The sequence below is a fragment of the Rhodobacter sp. JA431 genome, assembly GCF_900217725.1.
GTDB classification, from domain to species: domain Bacteria; phylum Pseudomonadota; class Alphaproteobacteria; order Rhodobacterales; family Rhodobacteraceae; genus Rhodobacter; species Rhodobacter aestuarii.
The window spans coordinates 32,836-48,957 of sequence record NZ_OBMP01000007.1 but is presented as its reverse complement, the minus strand read 5'-3'; the positions used below and the strand labels follow the sequence as shown (position 1 = coordinate 48,957).

Sequence of the window (16,122 nt, the reverse complement as noted above, 5' to 3'; positions counted from 1 at the left end):
TCTTCTGCTTTCCGTCGCGCGGGCCTTAACCGCGCCGCGCCGCGCCCATTTTCTGCGCCATCTTCAGCGCTGAAATCAAGCTGGCGGGGCTGGCCTTGCCGGTGCCCGCAATATCATAGGCCGTGCCATGATCGGGCGAGGTGCGCACGAACGGCAGCCCCAAGGTCACATTCACACCACCATCAAAATCGAGCGTCTTGATTGGGATCAGCGCTTGGTCGTGATAGGAGCAGATCGCCCCGTCATAGCGCGCCCGTGCGGCGGGATGGAACATCGTATCGGGCGGCAGCGGGCCTGTGACGGCATAGCCTTCTTTGCGTAGGCTTTCGACCACGGCGCCGATCCACTCCATTTCCTCGCGGCCCATCGCGCCGCCTTCGCCCGCATGGGGGTTGAGGCCTGCCACCGCAAGGCGTGGATTTTCCAAACCGAAATCGCGGCGCAATCCCTCAGAGGTGATCCGCACCGTCTCGCGCAGAAGATCGGGGGTGAAGGCTGTGGGCACATCGCGCAGCGCAATATGAATGGTGGCGGGCACCACGCGGCACGGCGGGGTGACGCGTTCAGAGGCGAGCATCATCACCACTTTTGCGCCGCCAGCGAGATGCGCGAGGTATTCGGTATGGCCGGGGAAGCTAAACCCGGCCCCGTCTTTGAGCACGCGTTTGTTGATCGGTGCGGTGGTCAGCGCCAACCCCTCGCCACGCATCACCAAGGCCACCCCACGCGCGATCACATCAATCACGGCTTGCGCGTTTTCCAAGTTGGGCTCGCCCGGCAGCGCCGCGCTGGGGAAGGCATGAGGCAGCACGCAAAGCCCGTTGCCCGCTTGGGTCATCGCCTCTGCAGGATGGTCGATTTCGCGCAGTTTTGTGCCACGGGGCAAATGCGCGGGATCGCCAATCCAAACAAAGGGCAGGGCGGCGCCAAGCGCTTCCCATGCTTTCACGGCGAGTTCTGGGCCAACGCCTGCCGGGTCGCCACAACTCAAGATCACCGGGGCTTCGGCGGTTGATCTGCTCATGGCCGCACGATCACGGCTTCGGCTTTCAACTCGTCAAGCAGCGCATCCGCCATCACGGCGACGCGTTGGTTCACGATCTGGTTGCGAACGGCATCGGTCGACGGTCCGGTTTCGCCCAAAGCGGTGTTGATGGCGCGGCCACGGTCGCACAGCATCACCAGCACATCATTCGGGCCACGGCGCAGCACCTTGGTTTCCCCGGCATCGAGCCGAGACACGGCCGCGGCAACATCGGCGGGCAATTCGCCCCGACGCGCGCCCTCAACACGTTCCAAACGTTCTGCGGGCAGGTCGCGCGCGACGGAATAAAGATCATCGCAGGTATTGGCATCCGCCGCGACTTTGGCGGCGAGGCTTGCAGTTTCTTCCGTGCCGGTGGCACCCAAAAGCAGCGTCGCATAGCCCACGGCTTGCTCTCCGGGCGCAACATCACCACCTTCATCAATCCCACGCATAAAGAACACCGCGACAGCATTCGGCATCGACAGCGGCGCGGTGGTGCGGCCCGGACGCAGGTTCATCACCGCCCCGCGCACTTCGGCGGGCAGCCCCTCGATCGGCATCCAGTCAAGCTGACCACCTTTTCGCGAGCTGGTCGAAGAAGAAATCTCCCGCGCCACCTCGGCAAATTCTGCTTCCGTGCGAGCGGCCGAGGCGCGGCGGGCTTTTGCCATGGCTTCGGCTTCACCGCCACCACCCACGCGGACGATCACTTCCGAGAGCAGCACTTGCGTCATTTCCGGTTTTGGCGTCTCAAGCGCCAGCGCGCGCGCCACATCGGCATCGGTCGCTTGAATGCGGCCCGCGAAATGCGCTTTCACCACTTCGCGCCAAATCATCCCGGCAGCCACAAAATCGCGATAGGTCTGGGCATCCACCCCGGCTTGGCCCAACGCCTTGACGAATTCTTCCGCCGTGAGGTTTGCGCGGGCGGCAAATTCGCTCATGCCCTGTTGCACCGCACCCGGTGCCAGCGAGATCCCATCGGCGCGGGCTTTCCACATCCGCAGACGGTCTTCAATCAGCGCATCTTCGGCTTGTTTGCGGATATCGCCTTTGGCGCCCAACAGCTCCATGAAGCGCGTGCGTTGCGCGATTTCATAGCCGGTGATGCCAAGGTTATTGACGCGGATCACTGGGGCGAATTGCGAAGATTGCGCCTGTGCCATCGGGGCCGCGCCCGTCACCAGCGAAAGGGCCAGCAGGGGTGCGAGAAGCAAGGAGAAATGCCGTTTCATCCGTTCCGTCTTCCATTCGTCATGCGTGGTGGCCGCGGCGCATTTAGCGTCTGCAGACCCGTGTCGGCCCATCGGTTCTGCTTTGCGCGCCAAAGCCCGCAAGCTGCACCGAAAGGCCGAAGTCGGTTTCGGGCTCCACACTAGTGGAGGAAGTGAACCGACGCGAGAGAGAAAGATCGACGGTGACGCATTCGTTGGCATATTGCAGCCCGAATGCGGCGCGCGCGGCGCGGTCCACCGTCAGATCGTAGCGCGTCGAGAAGGTGGAGCGCCAGCCGGGGGTCCAATCCCACCCGGATTCCAGCAGCAATTCCGAGGTTTTGACATTGGCGGGCGTGGCTTCCATCCACAGATAGCCCGCCGCGAATTGTGTGCTGTCCCCAAAGTACGCCATGCGCAATTCATCGCGTGCGAAGTCGAAATCTTCGTCAAAAAGCGCGCGGTTCGAAAGCAGCAAGCCGCCTGCCGTGCTCAGATGCGTGGCAAGCAACCAGTCCGAACGCTTGCCCGAAAGGCCAGAACCCGCAGGGAATTGGCCGAGGTCATCCAGCCGATAAATCCGCCCCGCGGTAAGCCCCAAAGACCAGCCGGAGGCATCGTGCCGGGTCCAGCTCAGGCCAAGGTTTGCGCGCGCGCCTTGCTCGCGCAGATCGGCGCCGGGGTAACGCGAGAGCGAGAACAAATTACCCTCGTCATATTCGGTGAGCCAGCTGTCTTCATTGGGCAGGTCTTTGACGTTTTTGCCCGCCCAGATCAGTTGCACCACCGGCTCGATGACCTGTGCGGCGCGGCCGGAACTGGCCACCCACGGCCAGCGCAATTCCACACCGATGGAGGGCAGGCTGCGCAGATGATTGCCGCTGAACTGATCATCTTCTTGCACGGCGACGCTGTCAAAGGCCAGTTGCCCTTCAACCGCACCGATAAGCCCCCCGCCCAACAGCCAATTGCGCCGCCAGTCCGCCACAGCCGAAAGCCGCAGCATATCGCGGCCATCGGCCATGCCATCGCCGTCGAGATCAAGCTCCTCGCTTGAACCGCGCAGATGCGCGTGCAGCCCTGTGGTAAAGGTCAACTCGCCACCAATCGTGTTCGGGTGAAACACTTTGGTCCAGCTTGCATCGCCTGACAGCATCGGCTCGGTCGTGTTGCTCTCGCCGTCGCGCAAACTGTAGGTGTTGCCGACGCGCGCCCAGACCACCTCATCGGCGCGCACGCGTTGCAGCGTCAGGCCAGACCAAAGCCGGTCATCATCGGATACGTCGTAATTGAGCAGATAGGATTGGTCCGACACCGTGCGCAGTTGGAAGCTCAGCTTGAAATCATTGCGCAGCGCAAATTGGCCATCGGCAAACAAATAGCCGCGCGTTTCGCCGGGGCGGATCGAATCTCGGCTCACTGCGCCTTCGATCTGGTAGGCCCCCCAATCGAGCGCGCGGCGGTAGCGCAGCCCCAGCGTGCTGGTGTGGCCGCTTGCAAAATAGGGCGTAACGGTCAGGTCCGCCGAGGGGCCAAGGGTGATGAAATAGGGCACCTTCAACCCGGGTCCGAGTAGCGAGGTGGTGCGGAATTCGGGCTGCAAGAAGCCGCTCATCCGCTCCACCGTCGGGTCGGGCATGCGCAGTTTTGGCAGCCACAAAAGCGGCACGCCCATGGCGCGGAACTGCGCTTGGTCAAAGATCAGCTTTTGCTGCGCTTGTTCATGAGTGATCGTGCGGGCGCGGATTTCCCAAAGCGGTGTGGGGTCATTGGCGCAAATGCGGCACGAGGAGGCCACCACTTGGCGCAAAATGGTGCGGTTGCCATCTTGGCGCTCTAGGCTATTGGCGGCGAGTTGTAACTCGCGCGACAGCACCATACGCGCGCCAAGCATCACCCCGTTTTGCAGATCCCGGCTCAGTTCGGCTTGGTCGGCCACGATCACCGATCCGGTTGCGCCCGGTTCGACCATGCGAATGGGGCCTTCAATGGTCAGAAGGTCTTTGGCTTGGTCATAGACAAGGCGCGTCGCGGACAGGCGATGCTCGTGCCAGTAAACCTCCACATTGCCTTCTGCGATGATCTCGTTCGAGGCATTAAGACGAATGCGGTCGGCCAGAAGCGTGGCGGCATCGGAAACCGGCGCCGTTGCAGGTGGAATGGCGGGCAAATCTTGCGCATGCAGTGGCGCGAAAGAGGCGGTCATCCCGATCAGCGCAAGCGCTGCGGTGGTCCGGGTCCAAGAGGGCACGCGGGCCATCATCCTTCCTCCTGTTGCAAGAGCCAAGCCAGCGCCAGCATCGCGGCGATTGCGGGCGGAGCCCATCCGGCCAAGGCCGGGGGAATCTGCCCGTTATCGCCCAGAACCTGCGCCATATTGCGCAAGAAGAAAACCGAAAGCCCCGCCAAAAGCGCCATCAAAACGCGCCCGCCGGTGCCACCAAAGCGCGCATGGCGCATGGTGAACCCCGCCGCAAGAAGCACCATCGCCGCCATCATCAGCGGTTGCGACAGTTCTGCCTGCAACCAGACCAAATGGCGCCTTGCGGAAAAGCCCGCCTCTTCCAAGGCCGAAATGAAGCTAGGCAATTCCCAGATCGGCACGGCCGAGGGGGCATCGAAACTATCGGCAATGCTTTTCGCGGTCAGGGTCGAGGGCAGCAAAAGCTGGTCGTGATGCGTCGCGTCGCGCTCCGGGTTGGTGGAGGTGCCCAAGGGCCAGTCTTTCGCGTCGCGCAAATCCCAAGCGCCGGGGCCAAGCTGTGCCGAAGCCGCATCAAGCCGGCGGATCGGGCCGCGCTCCGCATCAAAAACAAGGAAAGTCACATCATAAAGCGCGGTGGCATCGGTGTTGCCGCGCAGCGCATGAATGACCGCCTGCCCGCCATCGGCGGTGCCTTGGCGCATCCAGATCCCTTCACGGCTGACAGAGATCGTCTGCGTTCCTTCGGCCCGCATCTGGCCTTCAATTTCTTCGGCGCGCTGCGTTGTTGCCGAAACGATCGGATTGCCGACCATCACCAAAACCACGCCCAGCAAAAGCGCCACCATCACCGGGGCCATCAGCATGCGGAGCGCCGAACGGCCCGCTGCGCGGATCACAACCAGCTCTGACGAACGCGCAAGCCCCAAGAACAGCACCACCGCGGCCAGAACAGTGATCAGCGGAAAGATCGAATAGAGCGTTTTCGGCAGGCTCAGTGCGGCAAGCGTGGCGGCATCGGCCAGCCCGCCTTGCTCGGCACTGATCGAGCGGATTTTCTCGACGATCTCGATCAAAAACAGCACGCCAGCAAAGGCGCCCGCAACAATCCCAAGTGCGCGCAAAAAGCGCTGCGCGATGTAAAGCGAAAGCGTCATGCCGTGCTCTCCGCTTGGGGGGCGCGGCGAGAGCGGTGCGGATGCGGGCGCCCGGCCCACCACAAAAGCGCACATCCCGCCACAAGCCCAATCAGCGGCGGCACATAAACGAGCGCCCAAAGCTCTGGATTGGCGCGGGTCGCCGACGTGGCGACATTGACAAGCGTCTGCAACCCGATCAGGCCGACCAAGGCGCCTGCGATTTGCGGCCAAAGCCCAAAGCGCGAAAACCCACCCAAGAACATCGCCGCCGCAGCAAGAAGCGCGGCGACAGGGGCCATCAACGGCTGCGCCAAACGGTCGTGAAGCTCCAGCCGGGCTTCAGCTTCCGTCGATCCGGTCACGGACAAAAGCGCGGGCGTCGGCGCGATCAGGTTCCAACTGGGCACCGTATCCAGATTAGGCGTGAAGCCGCGATTTGGCCCCAGCGCGGAGGCCAGATCATAGGTGAAATTGGCAAAACGGGTCTGGGCAAGCGACATATCGCGCTTGCGCAGCGTCTGTGCCACGCCATCAAACATGACAAGTTTCGGCCCCGCCTCGGCGGGCACGATCAGCGCCTTTTCTGCCGTATAGATCGTTTCGAGCCCCGGCGAGCGGGCATCATAAAGGAACAGATCCAGCAATTCGCCAAGCTCAGAGATTTGCCGAATATACAGCGTCAGCCCCGGTGCGGGGCTTTCAAAGCTGCCCTCGGTCAGGAATTTTGCCGTCAGATCCTGCGAAACCTGCGCTTGGCGCGCATCAAGGCGCGATTTCGACGCGGGCACGAGCACATGCACCAAAACGAGCATCATCAGCGCCACGATCAGCCCAAACATCGCCACCGGGCGGGCGAGCCGCCACGGGCTGGCGCCCGCAGATTGCATCACCACAAGCTCAGATTCGCCTGAAAGCCGGTTGATCGCGTAAAGCGTGGCGGCGAAAGCCGCGACCGGCAGCACAAGACGGATCGCGTTTGGCAGGGTGAGTGCCGTGAATTCGAGCACGACCCAAGCGGTCTGTCCGTCGGCAATCAGCTTGTCAAACAGCAGCACCGCACGGTTGATCCAATAGACCGACACCAGCACCAGCGCAAAAAAGCCAAAGAGCGCCATGAGCTGGGACAGAAGATATCGGTCCAGTCGTTTCAAATCCTTCATCCCCCCGGATGTTTCACTCTCTCTAGCGCGGGATGCGGGCCGGGGAAAGCCCCGGCTGTGGGCGCATTCGGCCAAACTTGGGGCGAGCGCTATACAAGCGGCGTTTCAGGCTCTAGGCTTTAGCGCAAACCGAAGATTGATGCAGGGAATGCCATGATCCACCCCGTCGCCCTCCGTTTCGAAGCTCCCGATGCCGATGCTCTGGCCGCCCGCGAAGGTCGGCTTGCGCTGATCGTCCCTGCCGAGGGTAAACTTGGCCCGATGGGGCGCAAGCTTGATCGTTTGACGCGTGGCGCCGTGGGCCGGGCCTTGGCGTCGGAAAGCTGGGAAAAGCTGGGCGCGGGGGATGCGCTTGATCTGGGCTTTCCGGGCGGGCTGGCCTGCGAGTCGCTTGCGCTCATCAAGCTCGACAAAAAAGCGGCCGAGGCCGATGCGCAAAAGGCGGGGGCTTGCGTTGCCAAGCGCCTGACTGAAAAGGGCGCGCTGATCGTGGCGGAAAACCATCCGCGCGCAGCCGCGATTGCGTTTGGTTTGGCGCTGCGTGCCTATCGGTTTGACTATCATAGCGAAGAAAAGAAACCTTTCGGCCCGGTTACGCTGATGGTCACGAACCCCGAAGCGGTTGCGGCGGAAGCTGCCCCGCATGCGGCTTTGGCCGAGGGGGTCTTTTTTACCCGCGATCTGGTCAATGAACCGGCCAATATCCTCACCACCGATGACTTTGCTGCGCGTCTGGCGGCGATGCATGAGTTGGGCCTCGAGGTGGAAATCCTTGATGAAGACGAGCTTGAGCAGCTTGGCTTCCGCGCGCTTTTGGCCGTGGGGCAGGGCTCGGAAAGCCCGTCTAAAGTCGTGGTGATGCGCTGGAATGGTGGGGAGGCCGATGCCGCGCCGCTTGCCCTTGTGGGCAAAGGTGTGTGCTTTGACACGGGCGGCATCTCGATCAAGCCCGCGGCGGGCATGGAAGAGATGACGATGGATATGGGCGGGGCGGCTGTGGTTTCGGGCGTGATGCGCACGCTCGCGCTGCGCAAGGCCCGCGCCAATGTGGTCGGCATTGTCGGGCTTGTCGAAAACATGCCCGATGGCCGCGCGCAGCGCCCCGGCGATATTGTCAAAAGCCTCAAGGGCGACACGATCGAGGTGATCAACACCGATGCCGAGGGGCGGATGGTGCTGGCCGATGCGCTTTGGTATGCGCAAGATCGGTTCCAACCGGCGGCAGTGATCGACCTTGCCACGCTGACGGGCGCGATCATCGTCGCTTTGGGCCATGAACATGCTGGGCTTTTCACCAATGATGAAAAGCTTTCGGGCAATGTGCTTGAGGCTGCCAAGCAAGTGGGCGAGGGGGTCTGGCCGATGCCGCTGACGCCCGCCTATGATCCGCTGATCAAATCGCGGTTGGCCGATATCAAAAACACCGGCGGGCGTTGGGGCGGCTCGATCACCGCCGCCGCCTTCCTCAAGCGCTTCGTGCAAGACGATGTGCCGTGGTGCCATATTGATATTGCCGGTGTCGCGTTGCCGCCCGGTGAAACCACACTCGCGCCCAAAGGCGCGACGGGTTGGGGCGTGATGACGCTCGACCGGCTGATCCGCAACAAATACGAAAGCTAAGATGCCCGCGCTTTTCTACCATGTCACGCAATCGCCGATTGAGGTGGTTGTGACCAACCTTTTGACCCGCGCTTTGGGGCAGGGGTGGCGGGTGGAATTGCGCGGTCAAGACCCGGCGCGGATGGATTGGTTTGACCAAAAGCTCTGGCTCGGGGCCGAGGAAGACTTTCTCCCACATGGCATGGCTGGCGGGCCGCATGATGATTTGCAGCCCGTTTTGCTGACCACCGCGCCGCAAAGCCAAGGCCGCCAAGCGGTGATGACGCTGGAAGGTGCGCCTGTCACCCCCGAGGAGGTCGCCGCGCTTGAACGCGTTTGGATTTTGTTTGATGGGCGAAGCGAACCCGCCGTGCAGGTGGCGCGCGATCAATGGCGCGCGCTCACGGGCGCAGGCGTGCAAGCACAATATTGGGCCGAAGAAGACGGGCGCTGGCAGAAGAAGGCCGAGAAGTAGGCGCCTTTCGGTCTGAGCGCGCCGCCCACGCCCGTTGGGGCTCAGATCCTCACGGGCAGGTGGTCACCTGATTGGCGCAGGTCCAATCGGCCCAGCCCGCCACTTTTTGCCCCGCGTAATTGCCTTCGATCTTCACGAAATCGCCCAAGCAATCGCGCAGTCGCGTGACCTCGACTGCATCGGGGCCCATCCCGATCTCATCAAAGAGCGCCACCACCGGGGCCGCGCGGGAGGGTTCGGCAAATAGTCGGTCGCGGTTGAGCAACAGGCTCACCAGCCGCCCCGAGACCCAGCCCTCGCCGGAAAACAACTGTTGCACCGGCGCGTGATCATCGCCGCCCATGCCGTAATCGTCAAACCAAGCTGCCTCGATTCGCATCCAGCCATCTTTCGCGCCGGTGATGCTCACTTCGGTGCCAAGCGTCATCTGACGCCCATAGCGTTGCACCGGGGGCAGCACTGCAATGATTGGATATTGCGTGCCCGGCCCCGTGCGCACATTCAGCCCCGCCGGGTCCGGGTCGGTCGTCCACGCGTTGAGGCTACATACATGTAGTGGCCCCGCTGCGGCAGCGCTCGCCCAAAGGCTTAGCGCAAGGGCTGCTCCGACGAACCTTTCCATATCCATCCTCCCCCGAAAATGCGGCTGCTGTCTGGATCATAAAAGACGCAAGCCTGACCGGGGGAAACCCCTTCTTCGGGTTCCATCAATTCCACCTCGGCCTCGGTCGCGCTGATCGGACGAATGATGGCCGGGCGCGGCGCCCGGGTCGAGCGGATTCGCACCGCCACATGCCATTCGGGTTGGCTGTCAAAAGGTGTGTCGCCCAGCCAGTTGATTTCGCGCACCGGCACCACCGCGGTCGAGAGCGCCGATTTCGGCCCCACGATCACCCGATGCGTATCGGGCTCCAGCCGCACGACATAAAGCGGGTTGTCGCCGAGCCCGCCAATGCCCAAGCCCCGGCGTTGCCCGATCGTGTAGTGAATCACCCCGCGATGCGTGCCAAGCACCTTGCCTTCAAGGTCGACAATCTCTCCGGGCTCTGCCGCGCCGGGGCGCAACTTCTCGATGACAGAGGCATAATTGCCCGAAGGCACGAAACAAATGTCTTGGCTGTCGGGTTTGTCGGCGACAACCAAACCGTATTTCGCTGCAAGTTTACGGGTTTCTGCCTTCGAGGGCAGATGGCCGAGCGGGAATCTTAAGAAGTCGAGCTGCTCTTGCGTGGTTGAAAACAGGAAATAACTTTGGTCGCGCGCGGCATCTGCGGCGGCGTGAAGCTCGGCCCCGTTCGCGCCGATCTTGCGCTGAATGTAATGGCCCGTCGCCATGCAATCGGCATCCAGATCGCGCGCGGTTTCCAAAAGATCTTTGAATTTCACCCGCTCATTGCAGCGAATGCAGGGCACGGGCGTTGCGCCAGCCAAGTAAGCATCGGCAAATTCCTCGATCACCGCTTCGCGGAAAGTGTTTTCATAATCAAGGACATAGTGGGGGAAACTCATCGCTTCCGCCACCCGGCGCGCGTCATGAATATCTTGTCCCGCACAGCAGGCCCCCTTCTTGGCAAGGGCAGCCCCATGATCATAAAGCTGGAGCGTGACGCCGACCACGTCATAGCCCTCGTCTTTGAGCATCGCGGCCACGACCGAACTATCGACGCCCCCCGACATCGCCACCACGACGCGGGTATCAGCCGGAGCCTTGGGCAGGCCCAGCGAATTCAGTTCCAGATCTTTCGGCATGCAAACAGTCCTTTAACCAGACTGACGAAATATAGGAAAATGCGATCCTTTCTCAAGCCCGACCTAAACCCAGCGTTAAGCCCCGCCCGCGCAGACTGCAGCGCATCAAGGAAGTTGGGGGTGAGCCCATGTATCTGAAAAAAGTCGACGGTCCGCGCGCGGTCACTCTGCCCGATGGCACAATTTTGACCCGCGCTGACCTGCCGCCGAAAGAAACGCGCCGTTGGGTGGCGTCGCGTAAAGCAACGATCGTGCAAGCGGTCACCTTTGGGTTGATTACGCGCTCTGAAGTGTTAGAGCGGTATGGTCTGTCGGATGAAGAGTTCGACATTTGGACCGATGCCGTGAAAAAACACGGAATTGCGGGTCTCAAGGTTACGGCAATCCAGAAATATAGACAACTTTAGGTTGCATTCTGGATAAAATATGTGAGAGTAACTGGGCGTTAACCATTTGCTGCCAAGGTCAAAAGTGATCGAGGGATTAATGCGGAGAACCCAGGATGCGGATTTTGTTGGTCGAAGACGATCCAACCACGTCGCGCAGCATTGAACTGATGCTGACTCATGCCAACCTCAATGTCTATTGCACAGACCTTGGGGAGGAAGGCATCGATCTTGCGAAGCTATATGACTATGACCTGATTCTGCTGGACCTGAACCTGCCCGATATGAACGGGCTGGAGGTTCTGCGGCAGCTGCGTCTGGCGCGGGTTGACACGCCGATCCTGATTCTGACCGGGGCGGATGACACCGAGAACAAAATCAAAGGCTTCGGGTTCGGGGCTGATGATTACATGACCAAGCCCTTCCATCGTGAAGAGCTGGTGGCCCGTATTCATGCGATCATCCGTCGCTCGAAAGGCCACTCGCAATCGATCATTCGCACCGGGAAAATCTCGGTGAACCTCGATGCGAAAACGGTCGAAGTGGCGGGCAAGCCGGTGCACCTGACGGGCAAAGAATATCAGATGCTTGAGCTTCTGAGCCTGCGCAAAGGCACGACGCTGACCAAGGAAATGTTCCTCAACCACCTCTACGGGGGCATGGATGAGCCGGAACTGAAGATCATCGACGTCTTCATCTGTAAGCTGCGCAAAAAGCTTGCCGAAGTCACCGGTGGTGAGAACTATATCGAAACCGTTTGGGGCCGGGGCTATGTCCTGCGGGACCCTGATCAGGGCGATATGGACCGCCGCATCGCGGCCAGCGCCTGATCGCCCGACCGCGTTCGTAATTCTCCGCCTTTCGCTGGACGCGTCCCGCGGCTGCCCCTAAATCAGGGGCAGCTCTAGGGGATATCGGATGATAGAACAATTCTCGCGTCCAGTTGAAGCGCTCGGCAAAGAGACGGCCAAAAAAGAACTGCACGAGCTCGAAGCAATTCTCGAGCGCGCCAACAAGGCGTATCATCTTGATGATGAGCCTTTTTTGACGGACGCAGAATTCGATGCTTTAAAACGTCGCGCGTTCGATATCGAGAAGAAGTATCCTGAGCTCAAAGAGCTGTTTAGCCCAGAATTCATGCTGGGAGCCCGCCCAAACGAGAGGTTCGAGCGGGTTAATCATGCGGTGCGGATGCTCAGCCTTGGCAATGGTTTTTCCGATGAAAATATCGCCGATTTTGTTGAGCGAATGCGCAGCTACTTGGGCTTGGCGGCGGAGGCTCCTTTGCCCTGCACGGCAGAACCCAAGATCGACGGGCTTTCGCTCTCGTTGCGGTATGAAAACGGGGTTTTGGTGCAGGCGGCCACGCGCGGCGATGGCGCGGTGGGTGAAAACGTCACCGAAAACGCGCGCACCATTGCCGATATCCCGCAAAAGCTGACTGGCGCGCCCGACGTGCTCGAAGTGCGTGGCGAGGTTTACATGAGCCACGAAGATTTCGCGGCGTTGAATGCGCGTCAGTTGGAAAAGGGCGACAAACCCTTTGCCAACCCGCGCAATGCTGCCGCCGGGTCTTTGCGCCAGTTGGATGCCCGCATCACCGCCGCGCGGCCTTTGCGCTTTTTTGCCTATGCTTGGGGCGTGTTGTCTGAGCCTTTGGCTGCGACGCAATTTGGCTCAATTAAGCGCCTTAAGGCACTGGGGTTTCAAACAAATCCACTCACGAAGCTTTGCGAAAGCCTGCCCGAAATGCTCGCCCATTACCGCGCTATTGAGGCGCAACGGGCGACGCTTGGCTATGATATCGACGGGGTGGTTTACAAAGCCAATGACCTTGCGCTGCAAGCGCGGCTTGGCTTCCGCTCCACCACGCCCCGCTGGGCCTTGGCGCATAAATTCCCCGCCGAGCTCGCTTGGACCCGGCTGGAGAAGATCGAAATTCAGGTGGGCCGCACGGGCGCGCTGTCGCCCGTGGCGCGTCTGACGCCCGTCACCGTGGGCGGCGTTGTTGTCTCGAACGCGACGCTGCACAACGAAGATTACATCGCCGGGCGCGATTCCAAGGGCGAAGAAATTCGCGGCGGCAAAGACATTCGCGAGGGCGATTGGGTGCAGGTCTACCGCGCGGGCGATGTGATCCCGAAGGTGGCGGATGTGGACTTGGCGCGCCGTGATCCGGGGGCGGAACCTTACACCTTCCCGCATCTTTGCCCCGAATGCGGCTCTGAAGCGATTCGAGAAGAGGGCGATGCCGTGCGCCGCTGCACCGGCGGCCTCATTTGCCCCGCGCAGGCGGTGGAGAAGCTCAAGCATTTCGTCTCTCGTGCCGCGTTTGACATTGAAGGCTTGGGCGCCAAGCAGGTTGAGGCGTTTTACAAAGACGGCTGGGTGAAAGAACCCGCCGACATCTTCACCCTGCAAGAACGCTTCGGGTCTGGCCTGCAACAGCTTAAAAACCGTGATGGTTGGGGCGAGAAATCCGCACAAAACCTTTTTGACGCGATCGCGGAAAAGCGCGCCATTCCGCTTGCCAAGCTGATCTTTGCGCTTGGGATCCGCCATGTGGGGGAAAGTTCGGCTCAGCTTCTAGCCACGCATTACCTCAGCTGGGATCGGTTTGTGGACGCCATGACCACCGCAGGCCCCTGTGAAGGCGCGGAATGGGACGAGCTTTTGAGCATTGACGGGGTGGGGGAAACCTTGGGGCGTTCGGTCGTGTCTGCCTTCCACGATGGGCCCGAACGTGACGCGATTTTGCGGCTCGCGGCGCATCTGACTGTGCAAGATGCCACCCCGCCTTCATCTGAAAGCCCGGTTTCGGGCCTCACCGTCGTCTTCACCGGCACGTTGGAGCGTATGACGCGGGCCGAGGCGAAGGCACGGGCAGAGGCTTTGGGGGCCAAGGTCGCGGGCTCGGTTTCGGCCAAAACCAATATCTTGGTGGCGGGGCCGGGCGCTGGCTCCAAAGCCAAGAAAGCCGCCGATCTGGGGGTGAAGGTGATCGACGAAGACACTTGGCTTTCGATGATTGGCGCAACATGACGGGCCGCCCCGCCGCGCTGTTCCCGCTTTTTGCCGAGGTGGAAACCCTGCCCGGTATTGGCGCGAAAACCGCGAAAAACCTTGAAAACCTTGGCATCACGCGCCCGCGCGATGTGCTTTTTACGCTGCCGCAAGCGCTGGTGGATCGCCGCCCCGTTGCCAGCCTGCGCGAAGTGGTGCCGCCGCTTATTTGTACGCTCAAGGTGGAGGTGATTTCGCATCACCCCTCGCGCAATCGCTCTGGCCCAACGCGGGTGCTGGTGCGCGATGGCGAGGGGGTGGATTTCGCGCTCGTCTTCTTTCATGCGCGCGGGGATTATTTGCAAAAAATCCTGCCCGTGGGGGAGTGTCGTCTTGTTTCGGGAAAGCTCGAACTCTTTGACAACACAGCGCAAATGGTCCACCCGGATCATATTTTACCGCTCGATGAGGCAGATCAACTGCCGCGGTTTGAGCCGGTCTACCCGCTCACCGCAGGGATCACGCAAAAGGTGATGGCGAAAGCGTCGGAAGGGGCGCTGGCGCGTTTGCCAGAGCATGAGGAATGGATCGACCCGGCTTTGAAAGCGCGCGAGAAATGGCCCGATTGGGCTGCGGCTTTGCGTGCCGCGCACCGCCCCGAAACGCAGGCCGATACCGTGCCAATGGCGCCCGCGCGCTTGCGGCTCGCCTATGATGAGCTTTTCGCGCATCAAATGACGCTCGCACTTGCACGGCGCGAAGCCCGCCACCCCAAGGGACGCGTCACCAAAGGTAATGGAGCTTTGGCGCGTAAGGTTCTGGCATCGCTTCCTTTTAAGCCCACGGGCGCGCAGCTTCGGGCCAGCCAAGAGATTGCCGCCGATATGGCCGAGCCGCGCCGGATGAACCGGCTTTTGCAAGGCGATGTGGGCGCGGGCAAAACGCTGGTGGCGTTCTTGGCGTTGATGAATGCCGTTGAGGCCGGCGGGCAGGGCGTGTTGATGGCGCCCACCGAAATTTTGGCGCGCCAGCATTATGAGGGCTTGGCCGATTTGGCCGCGGCTGCGGGCGTGCAAATGGCGGTGTTGACGGGCCGCGACAAGGGAGCCGAGCGCGCCAAGAAGCTGGCCGACCTTGTGGAGGGGCGGATTCAGATCTTGCTCGGCACCCATGCGGTTTTTCAAAAGGATGTTTTCTTTCAAGACCTTCGACTGGTCATCATTGATGAACAGCACCGCTTTGGGGTGAACCAACGCCAAGAATTGGGGGCCAAGGGCGATATGGCCGATGTGCTGGTGATGACGGCAACGCCGATCCCGCGTTCGCTCGCGCTGGCGCAATATGGCGATATGGATGTGAGCTTGCTCGATGAAAAACCGCCCGGTCGCCAGCCGGTGCAAACCGCGTTGGTCTCGACTTCGCGGATTTCTGAGGTGGTGGAGCATCTGAAAAAGGCTGTGACCGAGGGGCGGCAGGCCTATTGGGTCTGCCCCTTGGTGGAGGAAAGCGAGCGGGTGGACCTTGCCTCGGCGCAGGAACGCTTCATCGCGTTGCGGGCCGCTTTGGGTGAAGGCGTGGTGGGGCTGGTGCATGGCCAACTCCCGCCCAGCGATAAAGATGCCGCGATGGCGGATTTTGTCGCGGGCCGCACGCGGGTGTTGGTGGCGACCACGGTGATCGAGGTGGGGGTGAACGTGCCCAATGCCTCGATCATGGTGATTGAGCGGGCCGAGACCTTTGGCCTTGCACAGTTGCACCAATTGCGCGGGCGCGTGGGGCGCGGGGCGGCAAAATCCACCTGCCTGATGCTTTATCAAGCGCCGCTATCAGAGGGCGGCGAGCGGCGGTTGGCGATTTTGCGCGACAGCGAAGACGGGTTTCGCATCGCCGAGGAAGATTTGGCCATTCGTGGCGCGGGCGATGTGATCGGCACGGCGCAATCTGGCCTGCCGCGCTTCCGCATTGCCGATCTGGAACACCAGGCCGGGTTGATGGCACTGGCACAGCAAGATGCGCGGTTGTTGCTGGAAAAAGATCCTTGTCTAGAAAGCCCACGCGGCCAAGCGGCGCGGGCGCTTTTGTGGCTGACTGAGCAGGACCGGGCGATCCGTCTGATTGAGGTTGGGTAGAATGTTCTCAAAATGTTCTTGACGATACGGTGAGAACG

General features: G+C 61.3%; 13 protein-coding genes. 6 read left to right on the top strand and 7 right to left on the bottom strand.

What is annotated here, in order from left to right:
• Positions 1–25 precede the first annotated feature (25 nt).
• Genes pdxA through lptF form a run of 5 tightly spaced genes read right to left on the bottom strand, consistent with a single transcriptional unit; the run spans position 26 to position 6,734 of the window.
• On the bottom strand, positions 26–1,024 hold the full coding sequence (gene pdxA, locus CRO18_RS14020; RefSeq protein ID WP_097082601.1) for a 4-hydroxythreonine-4-phosphate dehydrogenase PdxA: 999 nt from the start codon (positions 1,022–1,024) through the stop codon (positions 26–28).
• Positions 1,021–2,262 carry a peptidylprolyl isomerase gene (locus CRO18_RS14015; RefSeq protein ID WP_170952684.1) on the bottom strand — a complete coding sequence of 414 codons (1,242 nt, stop codon included), beginning with the start codon at positions 2,260–2,262 and terminating at the stop codon, positions 1,021–1,023. The genes pdxA and CRO18_RS14015 overlap by 4 nt, the downstream gene beginning before the upstream one ends.
• A gap of 43 nt (positions 2,263–2,305) precedes the next feature.
• Positions 2,306–4,501: an LPS-assembly protein LptD gene (locus CRO18_RS14010; RefSeq protein ID WP_249276072.1), complete on the bottom strand. Its 2,196-nt coding sequence runs from the start codon at positions 4,499–4,501 to the stop codon at positions 2,306–2,308.
• On the bottom strand, positions 4,501–5,601 hold the full coding sequence (lptG, locus tag CRO18_RS14005) for an LPS export ABC transporter permease LptG (protein WP_076484656.1): 1,101 nt from the start codon (positions 5,599–5,601) through the stop codon (positions 4,501–4,503). The genes CRO18_RS14010 and lptG overlap by 1 nt, the downstream gene beginning before the upstream one ends.
• A complete protein-coding gene (gene lptF, locus CRO18_RS14000; RefSeq protein ID WP_076484803.1) occupies positions 5,598–6,734 on the bottom strand; it encodes an LPS export ABC transporter permease LptF in 1,137 nt (378 codons plus the stop codon). Before lptF ends, lptG begins: the two co-directional genes overlap by 4 nt.
• Before the next feature lie 162 nt (positions 6,735–6,896).
• Between lptF and CRO18_RS13995 the strand changes: the two genes are divergently transcribed.
• Both CRO18_RS13995 and CRO18_RS13990 read left to right on the top strand, forming a co-directional pair.
• A complete protein-coding gene (locus tag CRO18_RS13995) occupies positions 6,897–8,363 on the top strand; it encodes a leucyl aminopeptidase (protein ID WP_076484657.1) in 1,467 nt (488 codons plus the stop codon).
• Between the two features lies 1 nt (position 8,364).
• A complete protein-coding gene (locus tag CRO18_RS13990) occupies positions 8,365–8,817 on the top strand; it encodes a DNA polymerase III subunit chi (protein ID WP_076484658.1) in 453 nt (150 codons plus the stop codon).
• A gap of 49 nt (positions 8,818–8,866) precedes the next feature.
• Here CRO18_RS13990 and CRO18_RS13985 read toward each other — a convergent pair whose 3' ends face one another.
• Positions 8,867–9,439 carry an SH3 domain-containing protein gene (locus CRO18_RS13985; protein ID WP_143128653.1) on the bottom strand — a complete coding sequence of 191 codons (573 nt, stop codon included), beginning with the start codon at positions 9,437–9,439 and terminating at the stop codon, positions 8,867–8,869.
• Positions 9,406–10,566 carry a tRNA 2-thiouridine(34) synthase MnmA gene (gene mnmA, locus CRO18_RS13980; protein ID WP_097082598.1) on the bottom strand — a complete coding sequence of 387 codons (1,161 nt, stop codon included), beginning with the start codon at positions 10,564–10,566 and terminating at the stop codon, positions 9,406–9,408. Before mnmA ends, CRO18_RS13985 begins: the two co-directional genes overlap by 34 nt.
• Before the next feature lie 128 nt (positions 10,567–10,694).
• Between mnmA and CRO18_RS13975 the strand changes: the two genes are divergently transcribed.
• The 4 genes from CRO18_RS13975 (at position 10,695) to recG (ending at position 16,084) form a co-directional block, all read left to right on the top strand.
• On the top strand, positions 10,695–10,973 hold the full coding sequence (locus CRO18_RS13975; protein WP_076484661.1) for a DUF1153 domain-containing protein: 279 nt from the start codon (positions 10,695–10,697) through the stop codon (positions 10,971–10,973).
• A 95-nt stretch (positions 10,974–11,068) separates the two neighbouring features.
• Complete coding sequence (gene ctrA / locus CRO18_RS13970; RefSeq protein WP_076484662.1) at positions 11,069–11,782, top strand: response regulator transcription factor CtrA; 714 nt, start codon at positions 11,069–11,071, stop codon at positions 11,780–11,782.
• Positions 11,783–11,870: 88 nt separating this feature from the next.
• Positions 11,871–13,994, top strand: coding sequence for an NAD-dependent DNA ligase LigA (ligA, locus tag CRO18_RS13965; RefSeq protein WP_097082597.1), 2,124 nt, complete (start codon positions 11,871–11,873; stop codon positions 13,992–13,994).
• Complete coding sequence (gene recG / locus CRO18_RS13960; RefSeq protein ID WP_097082691.1) at positions 13,991–16,084, top strand: ATP-dependent DNA helicase RecG; 2,094 nt, start codon at positions 13,991–13,993, stop codon at positions 16,082–16,084. Before ligA ends, recG begins: the two co-directional genes overlap by 4 nt.
• The last annotated feature ends 38 nt before the right edge of the window (positions 16,085–16,122 follow it).